We start from the raw sequence: 17674 nt of genomic DNA, 5'->3' as shown, positions 1-17674 counted from the left end.
ATGAATCCAGACCTGATCAAATACTACAGCCAGGAACTGCAGCATCTTCGGGAGATGGGCGGCGAGTTCGCGCGCGAATTTCCGAAGATCGCCGGGCGCCTCGGACTGGAAAACCTCGAATGCGCGGACCCCTACGTGGAGCGTCTGCTCGAAGGCTTCAGTTTCCTCGCGGCGCGCGTGCAACTGAAGATCGACGACGAGTTTCCGCGCTTCACCCAGCATCTCGCGGAGCTGGTGTACCCGCATTACCTCGCGCCCACGCCGTCGATGGCCGTGGTGCAGATCCAGCCGGACCTGACCAGCTCCAATCTCGCGGACGGCGTGCGGGTTCCACGCGGCAGTACGCTGCGCAGCGTGCTCGACAAGAACGGCTCGACGCGCTGCGAATACCGCAGCGCGCACGAACTGAAGCTTTGGCCGCTTGAAATCACGGAAGCGCGGTTTTTTACGCACGCGGGCTCGCTCGGTGGCATCGACAGCGCGCTGCCGGCGAGCATGGCGGCGGGCGCCGCTATCAAGGCCGGCCTCAGGCTGCGCCTACGCGCCACCGCTGGTCTGAGAATCAACCAGCTGAAACTCGACCGGCTAACGCTGTATCTGCGCGGCGCGGACGGGATGGCCACGCGAATCCACGAGCGTCTGCTCGGTTCGGTGAGCGGCGTCGTCGTGATGCCGGCCAAACGCCCGGCGTCCTGGCATGTGCAGTTGCCGGCGAGCGCGCTGCGGCCGCTCGGGTTTGCCGACGATGAAGCACTGCTGCCGGTCAGCCGGCAGTCGTTCCAGGGCTACCGGCTGTTGCAGGAGTATTTCGCGTTTGCGCAGCGCTTCATGTTTCTCGCCATCGACGGTTTGCACGCGGCGTTGCGGCGTTGCGCGGACACCGAAATCGAAGTCATCGTGTTGCTCAAACGCGGTGATCCGCTGCTCGAACAATCGCTCGATGCCAATAATTTCGCGCTGCATTGCACGCCCGCGATCAATCTCTTTCCGCGGCGTACCGATCGCATCGCGCTGTCGGACGAACAGTTCGAATATCACGTGGTGGCCGATCGCACCCGGCCGATGGACTTCGAGATCTATCAGATCGAGAGTGCGACCGGCTATAGCGCAGGCGCCGGCGGCGAGCAGCGCTTCGAGCCGTTCTATCACGCGCGCGATCTCGGCGCGACGTATCGCGCCGGCGCGTACTACCAGGTGCGCCGCGAAAAACGTCTGCCGTCGGCGCGTCAGCATGAGCGCGGCCCGCGGACGAGCTACCTCGGCAGCGAGATGTTCATCGCGCTGGTGGACGCGAGCAATGCGCCGTTTCGCGGTGACCTGCGGCAACTCGGCTTGCAGGTGCTGTGCACGAATCGCGACCTGCCACTGACGATGCCGGTCGGCGTCGGCCCCGCCGATTTCACGCTCGATGTCGAAGCGCCGGTGCAGAGCGTGCGCTGCGTGAGCGGCCCGAGCCGGCCGCTGCCGTCGTATGCGCACGGGGCCGTGGCGTGGCGGCTGTTGAGTCACCTGTCGTTGAACTACTCGTCGCTGCTCGATAACGATGCACGGGAGGGCGCCCGCGCGCTGCGCGATCTGCTGAGTCTCTACTGTCCCGCCGACGAGATCGCGAGTCAGCGGCTGATCGAGGGCGTGCGCTCGATCGATTCGCGCTCGGTGACGCGACGCTTGCCGGGCGCGGGACCGATCGTATTCGGCCGCGGTCTCGAAGTGACGCTGACGCTCGACGAAGCCGCGTTCGAAGGCGCGGGCGCGTTTCTGCTCGGTGCCGTGCTCGCGCAATATTTCGCGCAATACGTATCGATCAACTCGTTCACCGAGACCGTCGTGAAGACGCTGTCGCGCGGCGAGATCATGCGCTGGCCAGCGAGGGTCGGACAATGCCGGACGCTCTGACACTGTTGCGCCGGCTCGAAGACGATGCGCGCCGCTTCGACTTCTTCCAGGTCGTGCGGCTGCTGGAGAACGCGTATGCGGACAAACCGCGCGTCGGCGAGTCGATGCAGCCGCGCGACGATGCGATCCGTTTCGTGCAGGAGCCCGAACTGGTTTTCCATCCGACGACGCTCGGTGACTTCACCCCGGCCGGCGAGCATCACGCCGCGCGCCTCGCGGTCAAGTTCTTCGGCCTGCTCGGGCCGCATGGTCCGTTGCCCACCCATCTGACCGAGTACGCTCGCGACCGCGCCCGCAATGCGAACGATCCGACCTTCGCGCGCTTTCTCGATGTCTTTCACCACCGGATGGTGTCGCTGTTCTATCGCGCGTGGGCCAATGCGCAACCGGCCGTGAGTCTCGACCGTCCGGGACGCGATCGCTTTTCCTTTTATGTCGGCAGCGTGTTCGGGCTGGGCGAGCCGACGCTGCGCGATCGCGACGCGGTGCCCGATTTCGCCAAACTGCACTTCGCCGGATTGCTGGGCGGGCCGACCCGTCCGGCCGCCGGTTTGAAACTCGTGCTGGCGCGTTTTTTCAACCTGCCGGTCGACATCGAGCAGTGGGTCGGCCATTGGATGACGCTGCCCGCGAATTCGTTGTTGCGCCTGGGCGCACCGGACGGTTCGGCCGCGCTCGGCGTGTCGACGCTGCTCGGCGCGCGCGTCTGGGATTGCCAGCATAAATTCCGCATCGTCATCGGACCGTTGAGCCGCGCTGATTACGAGCGCTTCCTGCCGGGCGGCGAGAGTCTGAAGCGCCTCGTCGACTGGGTGCGCAATTACGCGCGCGACGGGCTCGATTGGGATCTCCGGCTGGTGCTAAAACAGGAGGAGGTGCCACGCCTGAAGCTCGGGCGCCACACGCGGCTCGGTTACACCACGTGGACGCTCGGCCACCCGGCGCGCGGCGATCAGCGGCAGCTGGTGTTGCGGCCGACCGGTCCGGACGGCCGTTCACGGATTGCCGTGGCGGCCCGCGAGGCGTCCGCGGGGGCGCCGCCATCGACATCATCGAGGGAATAGAAAAATGGCCGAGATCAAACGGGCAGCGTTGTTCGGCAAGCTGAACAAGCTCGGATTCCGCGCAATCGAGAGCGCGAACGTGTTTTGCAAGTTGCGCGGCAATCCTTATATCGAGCTGTCGCACTGGTTCCACCAGATCCTGCAACTGCAGGACTCCGACCTGCACCGCATCATCAAACACTACGGGCTCGAGCCTTCCGCGTTGGCGCGCGATCTGACCGAAGCGCTCGACCGTCTGCCGCGCGGTTCGGCTTCGGTGACCGACATCTCGTCGCAAGTCGAGGAGGCGGTCGAACGTGGCTGGGTGTTCGGCTCGCTGATGTTCGGCGAGTCGCAGGTGCGCACCGGCCATCTGGTGGTCGGCCTCCTGAAGACGCCGTCGCTGCGCAACGGGCTCTATGGCATCTCGCGTCAGTTCGAGCGCATCAAGCTCGATTCGCTCGTCGACGAATTTCACAGCCTGCTGCGCGAGTCGCCGGAAGCGGCGATGAGCGCGAGCGATGGTTTTCAGGCGGGCGGCGCGCAGCGCGAAGGCGGCGACGCGGACACCACGGGCGGCCCGGTGCCGGCCGCCGCGCTGGGCAAGCAGGAGGCGCTGCGGCGCTTCACCACCGATCTGACCGAACAGGCGCGCAACGGCAAGCTCGACCCGATCGTCGGGCGCGACGAGGAAATTCGCCAGGTGATCGACATCCTGATGCGCCGCCGCCAGAACAATCCGATCCTGACGGGCGAAGCGGGCGTCGGCAAAACCGCGGTGGTCGAAGGCTTCGCGCAGCGCATCGCGGCGGGCGACGTGCCGCCGTCGCTGCACGACGTGCAGTTGCGCACGCTCGACGTCGGTCTGTTGCAGGCGGGCGCGAGCATGAGGGGCGAGTTCGAGAACCGCTTGCGGCAGGTGATCGAGGAAGTGCAGGCCTCGGAAAAGCCGATCATCCTGTTCATCGACGAAGCGCACACGCTGGTCGGCGCGGGCGGGGCGGCCGGCACCGGCGACGCGGCGAATCTGCTGAAGCCGGCGCTCGCGCGCGGCACGCTGCGCACGGTGGCCGCGACCACGTGGGCCGAATACAAGAAGCACATCGAGAAGGACCCCGCACTGACGCGGCGCTTCCAGGTCGTGCAGGTCAGCGAGCCGGACGAGACCCGCGCGATCCTGATGATGCGGGGCGTCACCTCGACGATGGAGCAGCACCACAAGGTGCAGGTGCTCGACGAAGCGCTCGAAGCCGCGGTACGTCTGTCGCATCGCTACATTCCGGCGCGGCAGTTGCCCGACAAGGCGGTCAGCCTGCTCGACACCGCCTGCGCGCGCGTGGCGGTCAGCCAGCATGCGACGCCCGCAGCGGTCGACGATTCGCGCAAGCGGATCGTCGCGCTCGAAACCGAGCTGGCGATCATCGGCCGAGAAAGCGCGGTGGGCGTCGACACGCGGGAGCGTGAAGCCGCCGCGGCGGAAAAGCTCGCCGCCGAACAGGCGCGTCTCGCCACGCTCGACACCCGCTGGCAGGCGGAAAAACAACTGGTGACGCGGATTCTCGCGCTGCGCGCGCAACTGCGCGGCGAGACCGGCAAGGTGGAAGGCGCGGCGCAAGCCAGCCGCACGAACGAAGCGAACGAAGCTGCGAACGGAACGGTAGACGAAACAGCGGCCACCGGCGCGACCGACAACCCCGCCAGCGACACCGCGACGCGCGAAGCGCGGCTCGCCGAACTGCGCGAGTTGCAGGCGCAGCTCGCGCAGCATCAAGGCGAAGACCCTTTGATCCTGCCGACCGTCGACCAGCAGGCGGTCGCCTCCGTCGTGCAGGACTGGACCGGCATACCGGTGGGCCGGATGGTCCGCAACGAAATCGAAAACGTCCTGAAGCTCGCGGAGAACCTGAACCGGCGCATCATCGGCCAGGCTCATGCGACGGAGATGATCGCGCGGCGCATTCAGACTTCGCGCGCGGGTCTCGACAATCCGAACAAGCCGATCGGCGTGTTCATGCTCGCCGGCACCTCCGGAGTCGGCAAGACCGAGACCGCGCTGGCGCTCGCCGAGGTGCTGTATGGCGGCGAGCAGAACGTCATCACGATCAACATGAGCGAGTATCAGGAAGCGCATACGGTGTCGTCGCTGAAGGGCGCGCCGCCCGGCTACGTCGGCTACGGCGAAGGCGGCGTGCTGACCGAGGCGGTGCGCCGCCGTCCATACAGCGTGGTGCTGCTCGACGAGGTCGAGAAGGCGCATCCCGACGTCCACGAGCTGTTCTTCCAGGTGTTCGACAAGGGCTGGATGGAAGACGGCGAGGGCCGCGTGATCGACTTCAAGAACACGCTGATCCTGTTGACCACCAATGTCGGCACGGATCTGATCACGAGCCTGTGCAAGGACCCGGAGCTGATGCCGGAGCCGGAGGGTATTGCGAAAGCGCTGCGCGAGCCGTTGCTGAAGGTGTTTCCGCCGGCCTTGCTGGGGCGCGTCGTGGTCATTCCGTACTTTCCGCTGTCCGACGAGATGCTCGGCGCGATCATCCGGCTGCAGCTCGGCCGGATCGAGAAACGCATCCGCGTGTCGCACAAGATTCCGTTCAGCTACGACGACGACGTCGTGAAGCTGATCGGCAGCCGCTGCACCGAACTCGAAAGCGGCGGACGCATGATCGACGCAATCCTGACCAACACGCTGTTGCCGCGCATCAGCACCGAGTTTCTGACGCGCATGATGAACGGCAGCCCGGTCACGAAAGTGCAGATCGGCGCGCGCGACGGTGAATTTCTCTATACGTTCGATTGATCGAAAGCGGAGGATGCCTTCTTATGCCGCAACAAGTCAGCATGGGCGCGACGCTGCAATGTTCGTTCGGCGCGGCGCCTTCGACGCTCGTGGTGTTGCCGGTCAACCGGGTGATGGGCGAAGGGCCGCCCGCGGCCAACATCATGGATCACATTCCACTCGTCAACATCATGCCGTTCGGCGTGTGCAGCTCGCCCGCCAATCCGACCGTCGCCGCCGCGACGGCGGCGGCGTTGGGCGTGCTGACGCCGATGCCGTGCATTCCGGCCACCATGACGCCGTGGACGCCGGGCGCGCCGACCGTGCTGCTCGGCAACCAGCCGTCGCTCGACAACGTGTCGACCTGCATGTGCAACTGGGGTGGCGTGGTCACGATCGTCAATCCGGCGACAGTCAAGACCATGATTCCGTGACATGACCACGCAAAACCCGAACCGACACGTCACCGTCAGTTGCGCGCCTGCCGGCGAGGATCTGCTGTTTCTGCATCTGAGCGGCACCGAGGAGTTGGGGCGCCTGAGCGAATGGCGGCTCGATCTGCTTGGCAAGCGCAACGATGTGCAGGCCGGCGATCTGCTCGGGCATGACATCTCGATTGCGCTGTCGTTGCCAGAGGACGGCGAGCGGCAATTCAACGGTATCGTCACGGCGTTCCGGATCGTCGCACCGGGCGACAACACCCGCAACCGCATGGCGCGCTATGAAGCGGTGGTGCGTCCGCGGCTGTGGCTGCTCACGCGCGCGTCGCACAGCCGCTTTTTCCATGAAAAGAGCGTGCTCGATATCGTGACCGGCGTGCTGCAGGACTACAACATCGACGTCAGCAATAAATGCCAGGCGACCTATCCGCCGCTGCAGCACTGCGCGCAATACCGGGAGACCGATTTCGCCTTCGTGAGCCGCCTGATGGAGCACGAGGGCATGTACTACTACTTCGAGCACAAAGGGGGCAAGCACACGCTGGTGTTGACCGATTCGAGCGACGTTCACGGACCGATCGAACACTATGCGTCGATTTCGTACGATGCGTGGTACGAGCCTTCGAACGAGAAGGAATGCGTGTATGCGTGGAGTTCGGGCGCGGAATTGCAGACCGGCAAGTACGAAGTCAACGACTACGATTTCGAAAAGCCCACGTTGAGCAATCAGCAAGGCCTGCTGTCGCGCGCGACGCGGCCGAAAGTCTACGATCCGCCGGTGTACGCGATGCAGGAACATCTGAGCGGCCACGCGCAGTCGAGCGATGGCGACCGCTATGCGAAGGTCGGTATCGAGATCCGTCAGGCGCGCAACGACAGCATTTCGGGCCGATCGAGCGCGCGCGGCATCTGGCCGGGCGGTCAGTTCAAGCTCGAGAATCACGCCTGCGATGCGCAGAACCACGAGTATCTGGTGGTCAGCGCCGCGTACGAGATCAATTCGGATGTCTATGTGTCGACGGTGCGCCACGATCCTTCGCTGCCGCTCTTCGACTGCGCGTTTACCGTGTTGCGCAAGGAAAACCACTTCCGCTCTGAGCGGCTGACGCCGCAGCCGGTCGTGGCGGGCCCGCAGACCGCCATGGTGGTCGGCCCGGACGGCGAAGAAATCCTCACCGATAAATATGGCCGCATCAAGGTGCAGTTTCATTGGGAGCAGTTCGCTCCGCCGGCCGATGCCGAGGCGCGCATGAAGCGGTGCTGGGTGAGGGTGTCGCAGAGCTGGGCCGGCAAACGCTGGGGCACGTTCTTCTTGCCGCGAATCGGTCAGGAGGTGGTCGTCGAGTTCGTCGAGGGCGATCCGAACCGGCCGCTCGTGACCGGTTGCGTCTACAACGCGAACACGATGCCGCCGTACGAACTGCCGGCCAATCAGATGTTCTCGACGCTGAAGAGCAATTCGACCAAGGGCGGCAGCGGTTTCAACGAAATGCGTTTCGACGACGACAAGGGCAGCGAGCAACTGTTCTTCCACGCCGAGAAGGACCACGAGACCTGGGTCAAGAACGACATGCTGAGTAACGTCGGCAACGACCGGCATCTGAAAGTGACCGGCAACGAGTTCGTGGCGATCACCGGCGCGCGCCACGACGCCGTGACGGGCGACCAGAACGCCCAGGTCGATGGCAACGCGTCGCTGAAGGTCGGGCAGAAGTTGCAGGAAAAGGTCGGCATGGACTATGCGATCGACGCCGGCATGAATATCCACATCAAGGCCGGCATGAACATCGTGATCGAAGCGGGCGCGAGCATTACGCTGAAGGCGGGCGGCGCCTTCGTGGTGGTCGGGCCGGTCAGCGTGGCGGTGTCGGGCACACCGATCCTGCTCAATTCGGGCGGCTCGGCGGGCTCCGGCAGCGGCTCGTCACCGACCGCGCCGAGCGCGCCCAAAGACGCCGACGACGGAACCAAAAAAATCAAATCGTGAGTGATGCACCTGACCGCTCGTGGGGAGCCAAGTGAACTATCCGATTCTTTCGCTGCGGGTTGCGCGATTCAACGACGAGACGCTGGCCGAGCCGATCGCGATCGCGTTCGGCCCCGCCGGAGGCACGATTGGCCGGGCCAACGACTGCACGCTGGTGCTGCCCGATCAACAACGCGCGATCTCGCGCGTTCACGCGCGCGTCGAGTTTCGCGGCGGCGACTATCTGCTGTGCGATCTGGGCAGCAATCCGAGCGTGCTGAATCAGCGCGCGTTGGGCGGCACGCGCGAGGCGCGGCTCGCGGACGGCGACCGTCTGCTGATCGGACCGTATCTGCTCGAGGTGTCGATCGGCGAGCAGGCGGCCGGCGTGCGCGGTCTGACGGGCGGGCGTGATCCGCTGAGTGCCGCGCAGGTGCTCAGTGGACCGTTGCCGGCCGATTCGCAAGGCGACGCGTTGCAGATGGGCGCGCTCGATCCACTCGGGCAGCCGGGCTTCGGCGAACCGCAGCGGATCTCATCGGGTCCGGGCTTTGCGGGCTCGGAAAGCGATCATGTGTCGCCGGAGTTGCAGGCGTTTTCGGCGCCGCAACCGTCCCGGCCCAATCCTGGCCGGCCTGCCACACCCGCGGGCGGTATTCCGGCGGACTACGACCCGCTCGCGGAGGCGTTGGCGCAATGGGAAACGCCCGGGCAGCCGGGTAGCGGCTCGCCGGCCGCGCCGCATCCTTCGCACGAGTTGCCGGGGTGGCCCACTGCGCCCGCGCCGGCGGCCGCGCCTTTGGGCGGCCCGACCGGCTTGCCGCCGGGATTGCTCGATCCCGGCGCGGCAGGGTCGGCGGCGACACCGTTCGATGATCTGTTCGGGATACCGACAACGCCGTCGACGCAGTTTGCGCCACCGACCCCTCTGGCTCCCGTGGTGCCGGTGGTCGTGCCGGTGGTCGCGCCGCAGGCCGCCACCGCGCGGGTGGCTGTGCCTGGGGCGGCGCCGGGGCCGTCGTCCGCTGCGCAGCCCGCGTTGGAGCCCGTTGCGCAGCAGCTTCAGCAGCCGGCCCCGTCCGCGGGCCCGATCACGTCAGCGCCTGCCGCGCCGGCGCCGATCGCCCAGCCGGCCCCGGTTCGCCACGCGGCCGCCGCCACTTCCGCGAGCCAGAACCCGGCCACCCTGCAGGCGCTGCTCGAAGGCCTCGGCCTCGATCCGTCGCGCGCGCCGAACCTGCCCGAAGCGGAGTTCGCGCGTCTGATCGGCACGATGCTGCGCGACGCGCTGCGCGGCACGATGGGCGTGCTGCGCGCGCGCTCGATGACCAAACGCGAAGCCCGTCTCGACACGACGATGATCGTCGCGCGCGACAACAATCCGCTCAAGTTTTTCCCGGACGTCGACAGCGCGCTGGCGCAGATGCTGACTGGCCGCTCGGCCGGTTATCTGCCGCCCGACGAGGCGCTCAGGCGCGCCTTCGACGATATCGAGGCGCACGAGCTCGCGGTGCTCGCCGGCATGCGCGCGGCGCTCGCGCACGTGCTCGGACGCTTCGATCCCGCTTCGATCGAAGCGCAGCTGAAAGACTCCGGTGCGCTCGAAAAAGTGCTGTCCAACCGCAAGGCGAAACTGTGGGATCTGTTCGTCGCATTGCAGGGCGCCGTCGCGCGCGAAGCCGACGACGATTTCCAGAAGCTCTTCGGTCAGGCGTTCAATGACGCGTACGAGGCCCAGATCGACGAACTGCGCGCGGCCCGCGAGCGTCAGCCGAAGCATCCCGCCGATCCCACCTAGAAACGTTTGAACGAGACAACATGTCCTGGAACAGCAAAGTCATCTGGTCGGAGGGGATGTTTCTGCAGCCCCAGCACTTGCAGCAGCACGACCGCTATCTGCAGCGGCAACTGGAGACGCGCGCGGCCGGCCTGCGTCCGTACAGTTGGGGCTTTACCGCGCTGGAGATCGACGAGTCGCTGCTCAAGCTCGGCAAGCTCGCGCTGCTGTCGTGCGCCGGCGTGATGCCGGACGGCACACCGTTCGATCTGCCCGCCGACGATGACTTGCCCGAGCCGCTGGAGATTCCCGAAGGCACCCGCAACATGCTGGTCCAACTGGCGTTGCCGGTGCGCAGGCCGGGTGTCGCCGAAACCGGCAACGAAGCCAGCGAGGAGAACTTCGCGCGACACCGTGTCACCGAATTCGACGTCAGCGACAGCAACGATCCGAATGCCGGCGCGGCGTTGCTGCAGATCGGCAAACTGCGCGTGCGTCTCGCGCTCGCCCCCGAAGTGGCGAATGCCTACACCGCGCTCGGCGTCGCGCGTGTAATCGAGCGTCTGCCGGACAACCGCGTCGTGCTCGAAAACGACTACAGCGCGCCGTGTCTCGACTACCGGGTGGCGCGCCGTCTCGCGGCGTTCGTCGACGACCTCGTGGGCCTTCTGCATCAACGCGGTGAAGCGCTGGCCGGACGCCTTGCGCAGCCCGGCGTGACGGGTGTCGCGGAAGTGGCCGATTTCCTGTTGCTGCAGTTGATCAATCGCCTCGAGCCGCTGGCCGCGCATCTATCGACGATGACCGGTCTGCATCCCGAGGCGCTGTACCAGGCGGCGGTGCAGTTGGCCGGCGAGCTGGCGACCTTCAGCCAGGCGTCGAAGCGGCCGCCGGCGTATCCGGTGTATCGCCATGAGTGGTTGCGCGAAACCTTCGCACCGGTGATCGACGACATTCGCGCGTCGCTGAGCATGGTGATGGACCCGCACGCGGTGGCGATCCCGCTCGAAGAGCGCAAGTTCGGCTTGCGCGTGGCGATCGTGCCGGACAAGACGCTGTTTGCCGGCGCCACCTTCGTGCTCGCGGTGCGCGCGCAAATGCCGGCCGAGCACATCCTGACCGGCTTCGCGCCACAGGTGAAGATCGGCCCGATCGAACGCATTCGCGATCTCGTCAATCTGCAATTGCCGGGCGTCGGCCTGCGCGCGTTGCCCGTGGCGCCCCGACAACTGCCGTTCCATGCGGGCTTTACCTACTTCGAACTCGATCGCGGCAACGAACTGTGGAAACAGTTCGCGAATTCCGCGGGCATGGCGTTGCACGTCGCCGGCGACTTTCCCGGACTGACGATGGAGTTCTGGGCAATTCGCCGCTGATGCATTGATTGAGGAAGTTCATCGTGAGTCCAGACGAACCGCGTGGCCCCGCCGACGACCCCGGCGCGACGATTCTGATTCCGACACCGGGCGGCGCGCGGGCGGCGTTCATGGCGGCCGCGGCAACGCCCGCGCCGATGCTGCCCGCCGGCGGCGGTCTGAATCCGCTGTTGCGCGCGGCCAACCCGCTGATCGAACTGGCGCTGCCGTTGCGGCAGTTGCCGACCCATCCGAATGTGGAAGACCTGCGCAACCAGCTGATGCAAATGGTGCGCAACTTCGAGACGCAAGGCCGCGCCAACGGCATCGACGACGAGAAGCTCGGCGCCTCGCGCTATTGCCTGTGCACGTTCCTCGACGAAGCGATCGCCAGCACGCCGTGGGGGGCGGGCTTGTGGGGCAGCCGCAGCTTGCTGGTGACGTTCCACAACGAGGCCTCGGGTGGCGAGCGCTTTTTCCTGATCCTGCAGCGTCTCGCGCAGAACCCCGCGGGCAATATCGACGTGCTCGAATTGATCTACGTGATTCTCGGCCTCGGTTTCGAAGGACGTTACCGTCTGATCGACGGTGGCCGCACGCAGCTCGACACGATCCGCGAACGCCTCGAACAGATGATTCGCGGCCAGCGCGGCGCGGCCGAACGCGATCTGTCGCCGCACTGGCTGCCGGTCAAGGTCGAACGCAAGCCGTTGCTGCAACTCGTGCCGTTGTGGGTGGCGGCGGCAATCCCCTGCCTCGTGCTGGTGATCGTCAATCTGGTCTTGAGCTTCAGGCTCAACGACATGTCCGACCGCGTGTTCGAAGCGCTGCACGCGATCCGGGTCGCGCCGGCTCCCGTGCTTGCCTCGAAGCTGGCGGCGGCGCCCAAACCTGCGCCGAAGCTATCGCAGTTCCTCGCGCCTGAAATCGCCCAAGGCCTCGTGCGTGTCTCGGAGTTGCCCGACCGGACCGTCGTCACGATCAATGGCGACGGCCTGTTCGGCTCGGGCAGCGCCGATCTGGCCGCGGGCTTCGTCCCGCTCATCCAGCGTATCGGCGACGCGTTGAAGGAAGTGCCGGGCAACGTGGTGGTCGCGGGTCACACAGACAGCCAGCGAGTCTTGTCCGCGCGCTTCCCGTCGAACTGGCATCTGTCGCAGGCGCGCGCCGAAGCGGTGCGCGACATGCTCGCGTCGCGGGCCGGCAACCCCGCCCGCTTCAGCGCCGAAGGGCGCGGCGACGCCGAGCCGATCGCACCGAACGACACCGCCGCGAATCGTGCGCGCAACCGCCGCGTCGATATCACGGTGCTGGCGCCGGGAGCGGCGTCGTGAAGGCCTTCGGGATGAGTCCGTCGCGGGTGGCACAGGGGAGCCGGATATGAAAATCTTTGGCTGGCTCAGACGAGCCATCGTGCTGTCGTTGCTCGGCGTGCTCGCACTGTCGCTGATCGTGTGGGTCGAGGGGCCGCTCGTCGCGTACGCGGGTCATGAGCCGCTCGAAAGCAACAGCAGCCGCTGGGCCGTGATCATCGTGTTGCTGCTGGTGTGGGCGGTGTACTGGAGCGTGCGCTGGATCGCGGTGCGTCTCGCCAACATCCAGTTCACTCGCGTGGTGGCAGAGGGACCGGCCGAGCCCGCGCCCGGCAAGAGAGAATCCGAGGCCGACATCGCCGCGTTGAAGCAGCGTTTCGAAGCCGCCATGGCGACCTTGCGCAAGGCGCGGGTCAAGGGGCGCTTCGGTAGTCAGTACGTGTACCAGTTGCCGTGGTACATGTTCGTCGGCGCGCCCGGCACGGGCAAAACCACCGCGCTGTTGAACTCCGGACTCAAGTTTCCGCTCGCCGAGCGGCTCGGCAAGCAGTCGATCGGTGGCGTGGGCGGCACGCGCAATTGCGACTGGTGGTTCACCGACGATGCGGTGCTGCTCGATACCGCGGGCCGCTTCACCACCCAGGATAGTTTCGCCGAAGCCGACCAGGCCGCGTGGGCCGGCTTCCTGCAACTGCTGCGCAAGTATCGGCCACGCCGGCCGCTGAATGGCGTGATCGTGGCCTTGTCGACGCGCGACCTGCTGCAACTGTCCGACCCGCAACGCGCGCAGCAGGCGCAAGCCGTGCGCGAGCGTCTCAGGGAACTGTACGGCAAGCTCGGCATGCGTTTTCCGGTCTACGTGATCGTGACCAAATGCGATCTGCTCGCGGGTTTCGCGGAATTCTTCGACGACCTCGGCCGCGACGAGCGCGAACAGGTCTGGGGCATGACGTTCCCGTTCACCGAGCAAGGCTCGCCGGACGACGCACTGGCCACATTTCCCGCCGAATTCGACGCGCTGGAAAAGCAGCTGCAAGCCCGCGTGCTGAACCGTATGCAGCGCGAGACCGATGTGCGCCGGCGTGCGCTCGTCTATGGATTTCCGCAGCAGTTCGCGGGTCTGCAAGCCGTACTGAAAAGCTTTCTCGACGAAACCTTCAGTACCTCGCGCTTCGAGGAGTCCGCGTTGCTGCGCGGCGTGTATTTCACGAGCGGCACCCAGGAAGGCCGGCCGATCGATCGCGTGATGAGCGCGGTCGCCTCGGCGCTCGGCTTCCAGCAACAGGTCGTGTTGCCCGATCCGGCGAGCGGGCGCGCTTACTTCATCACGCGGCTGCTGCGCGGCGTGATCTTCGAGGAAGCCGGACTCGCGGGCGTGAACCAGAAGCTGGAGCGGCGCCGCGCCTGGTTTCAGCGCGCCGCGCTGGCGGCGATCGGCATCGTCACGGTGCTGGCGCTGGTTCTGTTCTTCGTCAGCTATCAACGCAATCGCGCTTACGTCGCCGATGTTCGACAGCACGTTGCCGAGTTGCAGAAGCTCGCGCAGACCACCCAGCCGGGCGACAACCCGCTTGCGCTGCTGCCGCTGCTCAATGCCGCGCGCGACCTTCCCGGCGGTTACGCGGACCGTGACAGGAGCGTGCCGTGGCTGTCGCGCCTCGGCCTTTATCAGGGCGACAAGCTCGGCCTCGAAGCGCAGACCAGTTATCGGCGGCTGTTGCGGCAGACCCTGTTGCCTCTGGTCGTGAGCCGCATGGAAGAAGAACTGCGCCGCGGTGACGCGAACAATCCCGACTTCCAGTACGAAGTCTTGCGCGCATATCTGATGCTGGGCGATTCGCTGCACTTCGACGCCGACTCGGTGCGCTTGTGGGCCGATGTCGATTGGCGCCGCGGGCCGTTGCGCGATGCCAGCGACGATCAGCGCAACGATCTCGACGGCCATCTCGCCGCGCTGTTCCAGCCGGCGCGCTTCGATGCGTCGCTGCCGCTCGACAAGGATCTGATCGCGCAGGCGCGCGCGACGCTCGCCAAAATGCCGCTGACGCAGCGTCTGTTCAACCGCGTCAAACGCGATCTCGAACAGAGCAGACTGCCGGAGTTCAGTGTCGCCAACGCGGCCGGGCGCAATGCCGCGCTGGTGCTCGTGCGCAAGAGCGGCGCGCCGTTGACGCGCGGTGTTTCAGGCGCGTACACGCGGGCCGGCTATCAGAAGTTCGGCCAGTTGCGCGACGCGGCGGTGATCGATATCGCAAAGGACGATTGGGTGCTCGGCCGTCAGGAATCGGTATTGACGCCGACCGGTATCGAGGATCTGAAGGCGGGCATCACCCGGCTTTACTACGACGCGTACATCCGCCAGTGGGACGCGTTGCTCAACGATATCGACGTGGTGCCGTTCGACGGCGTGCAGCAGGGGGCACGCGTGGCGAATGTGCTCGCGGCGCCCGACTCGCCGCTGCGCTCGCTGATGCTGGCCGCGGCGCAGGAAACCACGCTGGGCAGCACCAAAACGGGTGGTTCGCTGACGGAGCAGGGCGTTGCCGCGTTGACCAACAAGCTCGATGCGGCCAAAAAACGCCTCGAGAGCGCGCTCGGCAACCAGCCGGAAGACGCGGCACCGCCCGCGCCGTCCGAACTCAATCCGGTCGACGCGCATTTCCAGGCGCTGCACGAACTGGCCGGCAAACCCGGTGCACCGGGCCCGGCTCCGCTGGACGCGCAACTCGCCGCGCTGAAGGACGCCGCGACCTATCTGGAGGCCGCGGACTCGGCGCGCCGTCAGGGCTTGCCGCCGCCGCCCGGCGATGCGTTGAACAAGCTCAAACTGGTGGCCCAGGGGTCGCCGCCGCCGCTCGCGACGGTGGCCACCAGCGTCGCGAGCGGGGCGGGGTCGCTGATGGTGGGCGGCGAGCGGGCGCGCCTGAACGCGTTGTGGCAGGCGAACGTGGCGCAGCTGTGCCGGCAGGCGCTCGACGGTCGCTATCCTCTCGTGCGCGGCTCGACGCGCGACGTCGCGCCCGACGATTTCGGCAGGCTGCTGAGCCCAGGCGGCCTGATCGACGATTTCTTCCAGAAGAATCTGGCAACGATGGTCGACATGTCGGGACCGCAGTGGAAATGGCGCAGCGGCGTCGATACGCTCGGCATCCCGGTCGACGTGCTCGGCCAGTTCCAGCGCGCCGCGCAGATCCGCGACGCGTTCTTCCGGGCCGGCGGCCGGGACGTGTCGGTGCGCTTCACGGTGAAGCCGCTCACCATCGATCCATCGATTACCCAGTTCACGCTCGACATCGATGGGCAGCAAATGGTCGTCAAACCCGACACGCCGCAATCGATGGTGTTCCAGTGGCCGAGCGGCAAGGGCACCGGCCAGGCCCACGTCGAGTTCACGCCGGCGGGCAGCACACCGGCGGCGCGCGCCGACGGACCGTGGGCACTGCTGCATCTGATGGACGATGCGCGTCTGCAACCCACCGCGCAACCCGACCGCTTTCGCCTGAGCTTCGACTCGGATGGTCGGCGCGCGGAGTTCGAACTGGCAGCCAGCAGCATCGTGAATCCGTTTCGCCGTGCCATGCTCGAGCAGTTTCGCTGTCCGGATCGGCTATGAGCGGCGAGCTTGCGCAGGAGCCGACATCCGGGCCCGGCTTCTTCGGCAAGGTGCGCACGCATGGCGACTTCGTGGGACGGCGCTTGCCAGTCGAGTTCGTCACGCGTTGGGATGAGCGCTTGCAGGAAGCCATGTTGCTCGCGCGGCAGCGCTTTGGCGCGCAATGGCTGGAACTGTATCTGAATGCCCCGGTGTGGTGTTTCGCGCTGGGCGCGGGTCTGTATGGCCCGAGCGCGTGGGCGGGCGTTCTGACGCCGGGCGTGGACCGTGTGGGACGCTATTTTCCGTTCACGATCGCTGAGGCGATCGACGGCGCCGAACTCGCACGGCGACTGGCCGATGCGCAAGGATGGTATGACCGCCTGGTGGCGCTCGCATTGTCGACACTGACGCAGGAATTCGCCCTCGATGCTTTCGACGCGGCGTTGCGAGCCGAGAGCCTGTTCAATCGGGATCGCGCATCGATGCCGTGGCGGCTCGCCATCCCTGATGCAGCCGACGGCGGATTCGCCGCCTTGCTCGAACAGACCGTCGCCATGGGACACGCGCTCTGGTGGAGCGACGGATCGCCGGCCGTGCCGGCTTCGGCGAGAGTTTCCGCGGGCGCGACGACCGGCTTGCAGTTCGCGAGTCTGCTCGACGTCGGCACGCAAGAGTGGGATTCGGTGATCGACGTGATTTCGAACCCGGGCGCACAGCAACGGCATCACTGACGTCGCCGCCGCGGGTAAGCGGTAAGCGTTTCAAATTGACTTCCCATCATTCGTCTTTAAAGGATGAGGCTGTCATACGCCGGTTCCCGCCGGTGTTCGCCGACGGTCCGTAAAGGGGCGCTGGCGGCCTCACCGCAACTCCATTCTGCGGAGATCGCCGTATGTCACGCCTGACCCATCCGTCTTCCGCACGACGCATTCCGGGCGGCGTTCTGTCCGCCACGCTGTGCTTGCTCGTATTGCTGTGCACGGCCTCGCGCGCAGCCGAACCGGTCCTGAACGAGCAGGACATCAACGAGCAGTCGGTGACGCGCGCGCTCGAGCCCGACCAGTCGAGCGAGTCGGGCGAGAACGTCCTGACGCGCGGCTTCGTGCTGTCGAACAAGCCGCCGTCCGCCGCGCCGCGCCCCGCGCCCGCGAGAAAACCCGCCGCGCAAATCCTGATCACGTTCGCCACCAATTCGGCCACGCTCACCGACAGCGCGAAGGCCGCGCTCGACAAGGTCGCCGGTGCATTGCAATCGGAGAAACTCGCGGCGTACCGGTTTCGCGTCGAAGGGCATGCCGATCCGCGCGGGTCGCCCGATGCCAACATGAAGCTCTCCGAAGACCGTGCGGCCGCGGTGGTCGCATATCTGACGCAGAAAGACGGTATCTCGGCGGAGCGGCTATCGTCGCTCGGCAAAGGTTCTTCCGATCCGTTGAACAAGCGCAATCCGACTGCGCCCGAGAACCGTCGGGTGACGATCGTCACGGTCACGGATTAGGCGCTGTCG

The 17674-nt window shown here is 66.3% G+C and carries 11 protein-coding genes; all 11 read left to right on the top strand.

Annotation, left to right across the window (positions count from 1 at the left end):
- Positions 1–1896 (top strand): type VI secretion system baseplate subunit TssF, encoded by a 1896-nt coding sequence (gene tssF, locus OKW29_RS13395; protein ID WP_429291392.1) that lies wholly within the window; start codon positions 1–3, stop codon positions 1894–1896.
- On the top strand, positions 1881–2960 hold the full coding sequence (gene tssG / locus OKW29_RS13390; protein ID WP_429291391.1) for a type VI secretion system baseplate subunit TssG: 1080 nt from the start codon (positions 1881–1883) through the stop codon (positions 2958–2960). Before tssF ends, tssG begins: the two co-directional genes overlap by 16 nt.
- Before the next feature lie 4 nt (positions 2961–2964).
- Complete coding sequence (gene tssH, locus OKW29_RS13385) at positions 2965–5742, top strand: type VI secretion system ATPase TssH (RefSeq protein ID WP_429291390.1); 2778 nt, start codon at positions 2965–2967, stop codon at positions 5740–5742.
- 23 nt (positions 5743–5765) lie between these two features.
- Complete coding sequence (locus tag OKW29_RS13380) at positions 5766–6155, top strand: DUF4280 domain-containing protein (protein WP_018422989.1); 390 nt, start codon at positions 5766–5768, stop codon at positions 6153–6155.
- Between the two features lies 1 nt (position 6156).
- Entirely contained in the window at positions 6157–8148 is a 1992-nt protein-coding gene (locus OKW29_RS13375) for a type VI secretion system Vgr family protein (protein WP_429291389.1), read from the top strand.
- 31 nt (positions 8149–8179) lie between these two features.
- Complete coding sequence (gene tagH / locus OKW29_RS13370) at positions 8180–9925, top strand: type VI secretion system-associated FHA domain protein TagH (RefSeq protein ID WP_429291388.1); 1746 nt, start codon at positions 8180–8182, stop codon at positions 9923–9925.
- A gap of 20 nt (positions 9926–9945) precedes the next feature.
- Entirely contained in the window at positions 9946–11280 is a 1335-nt protein-coding gene (tssK, locus tag OKW29_RS13365; RefSeq protein ID WP_429291387.1) for a type VI secretion system baseplate subunit TssK, read from the top strand.
- Positions 11281–11303: 23 nt separating this feature from the next.
- On the top strand, positions 11304–12593 hold the full coding sequence (gene tssL / locus OKW29_RS13360; RefSeq protein ID WP_429291386.1) for a type VI secretion system protein TssL, long form: 1290 nt from the start codon (positions 11304–11306) through the stop codon (positions 12591–12593).
- Positions 12594–12639: 46 nt separating this feature from the next.
- Positions 12640–16185 carry a type VI secretion system membrane subunit TssM gene (gene tssM, locus OKW29_RS13355; protein ID WP_429291385.1) on the top strand — a complete coding sequence of 1182 codons (3546 nt, stop codon included), beginning with the start codon at positions 12640–12642 and terminating at the stop codon, positions 16183–16185.
- Positions 16182–16898: a type VI secretion system-associated protein TagF gene (gene tagF, locus OKW29_RS13350; RefSeq protein WP_429291384.1), complete on the top strand. Its 717-nt coding sequence runs from the start codon at positions 16182–16184 to the stop codon at positions 16896–16898. Before tssM ends, tagF begins: the two co-directional genes overlap by 4 nt.
- 161 nt (positions 16899–17059) lie before the next feature.
- On the top strand, positions 17060–17665 hold the full coding sequence (locus tag OKW29_RS13345; protein WP_429291383.1) for an OmpA family protein: 606 nt from the start codon (positions 17060–17062) through the stop codon (positions 17663–17665).
- The last annotated feature ends 9 nt before the right edge of the window (positions 17666–17674 follow it).

Origin of the sequence: Paraburkholderia sp. CI3, assembly GCF_050436505.1 — a bacterium.
GTDB classification, from domain to species: domain Bacteria; phylum Pseudomonadota; class Gammaproteobacteria; order Burkholderiales; family Burkholderiaceae; genus Paraburkholderia; species Paraburkholderia tuberum.
This window is presented reverse-complemented; position numbering and strand designations above follow the sequence as displayed.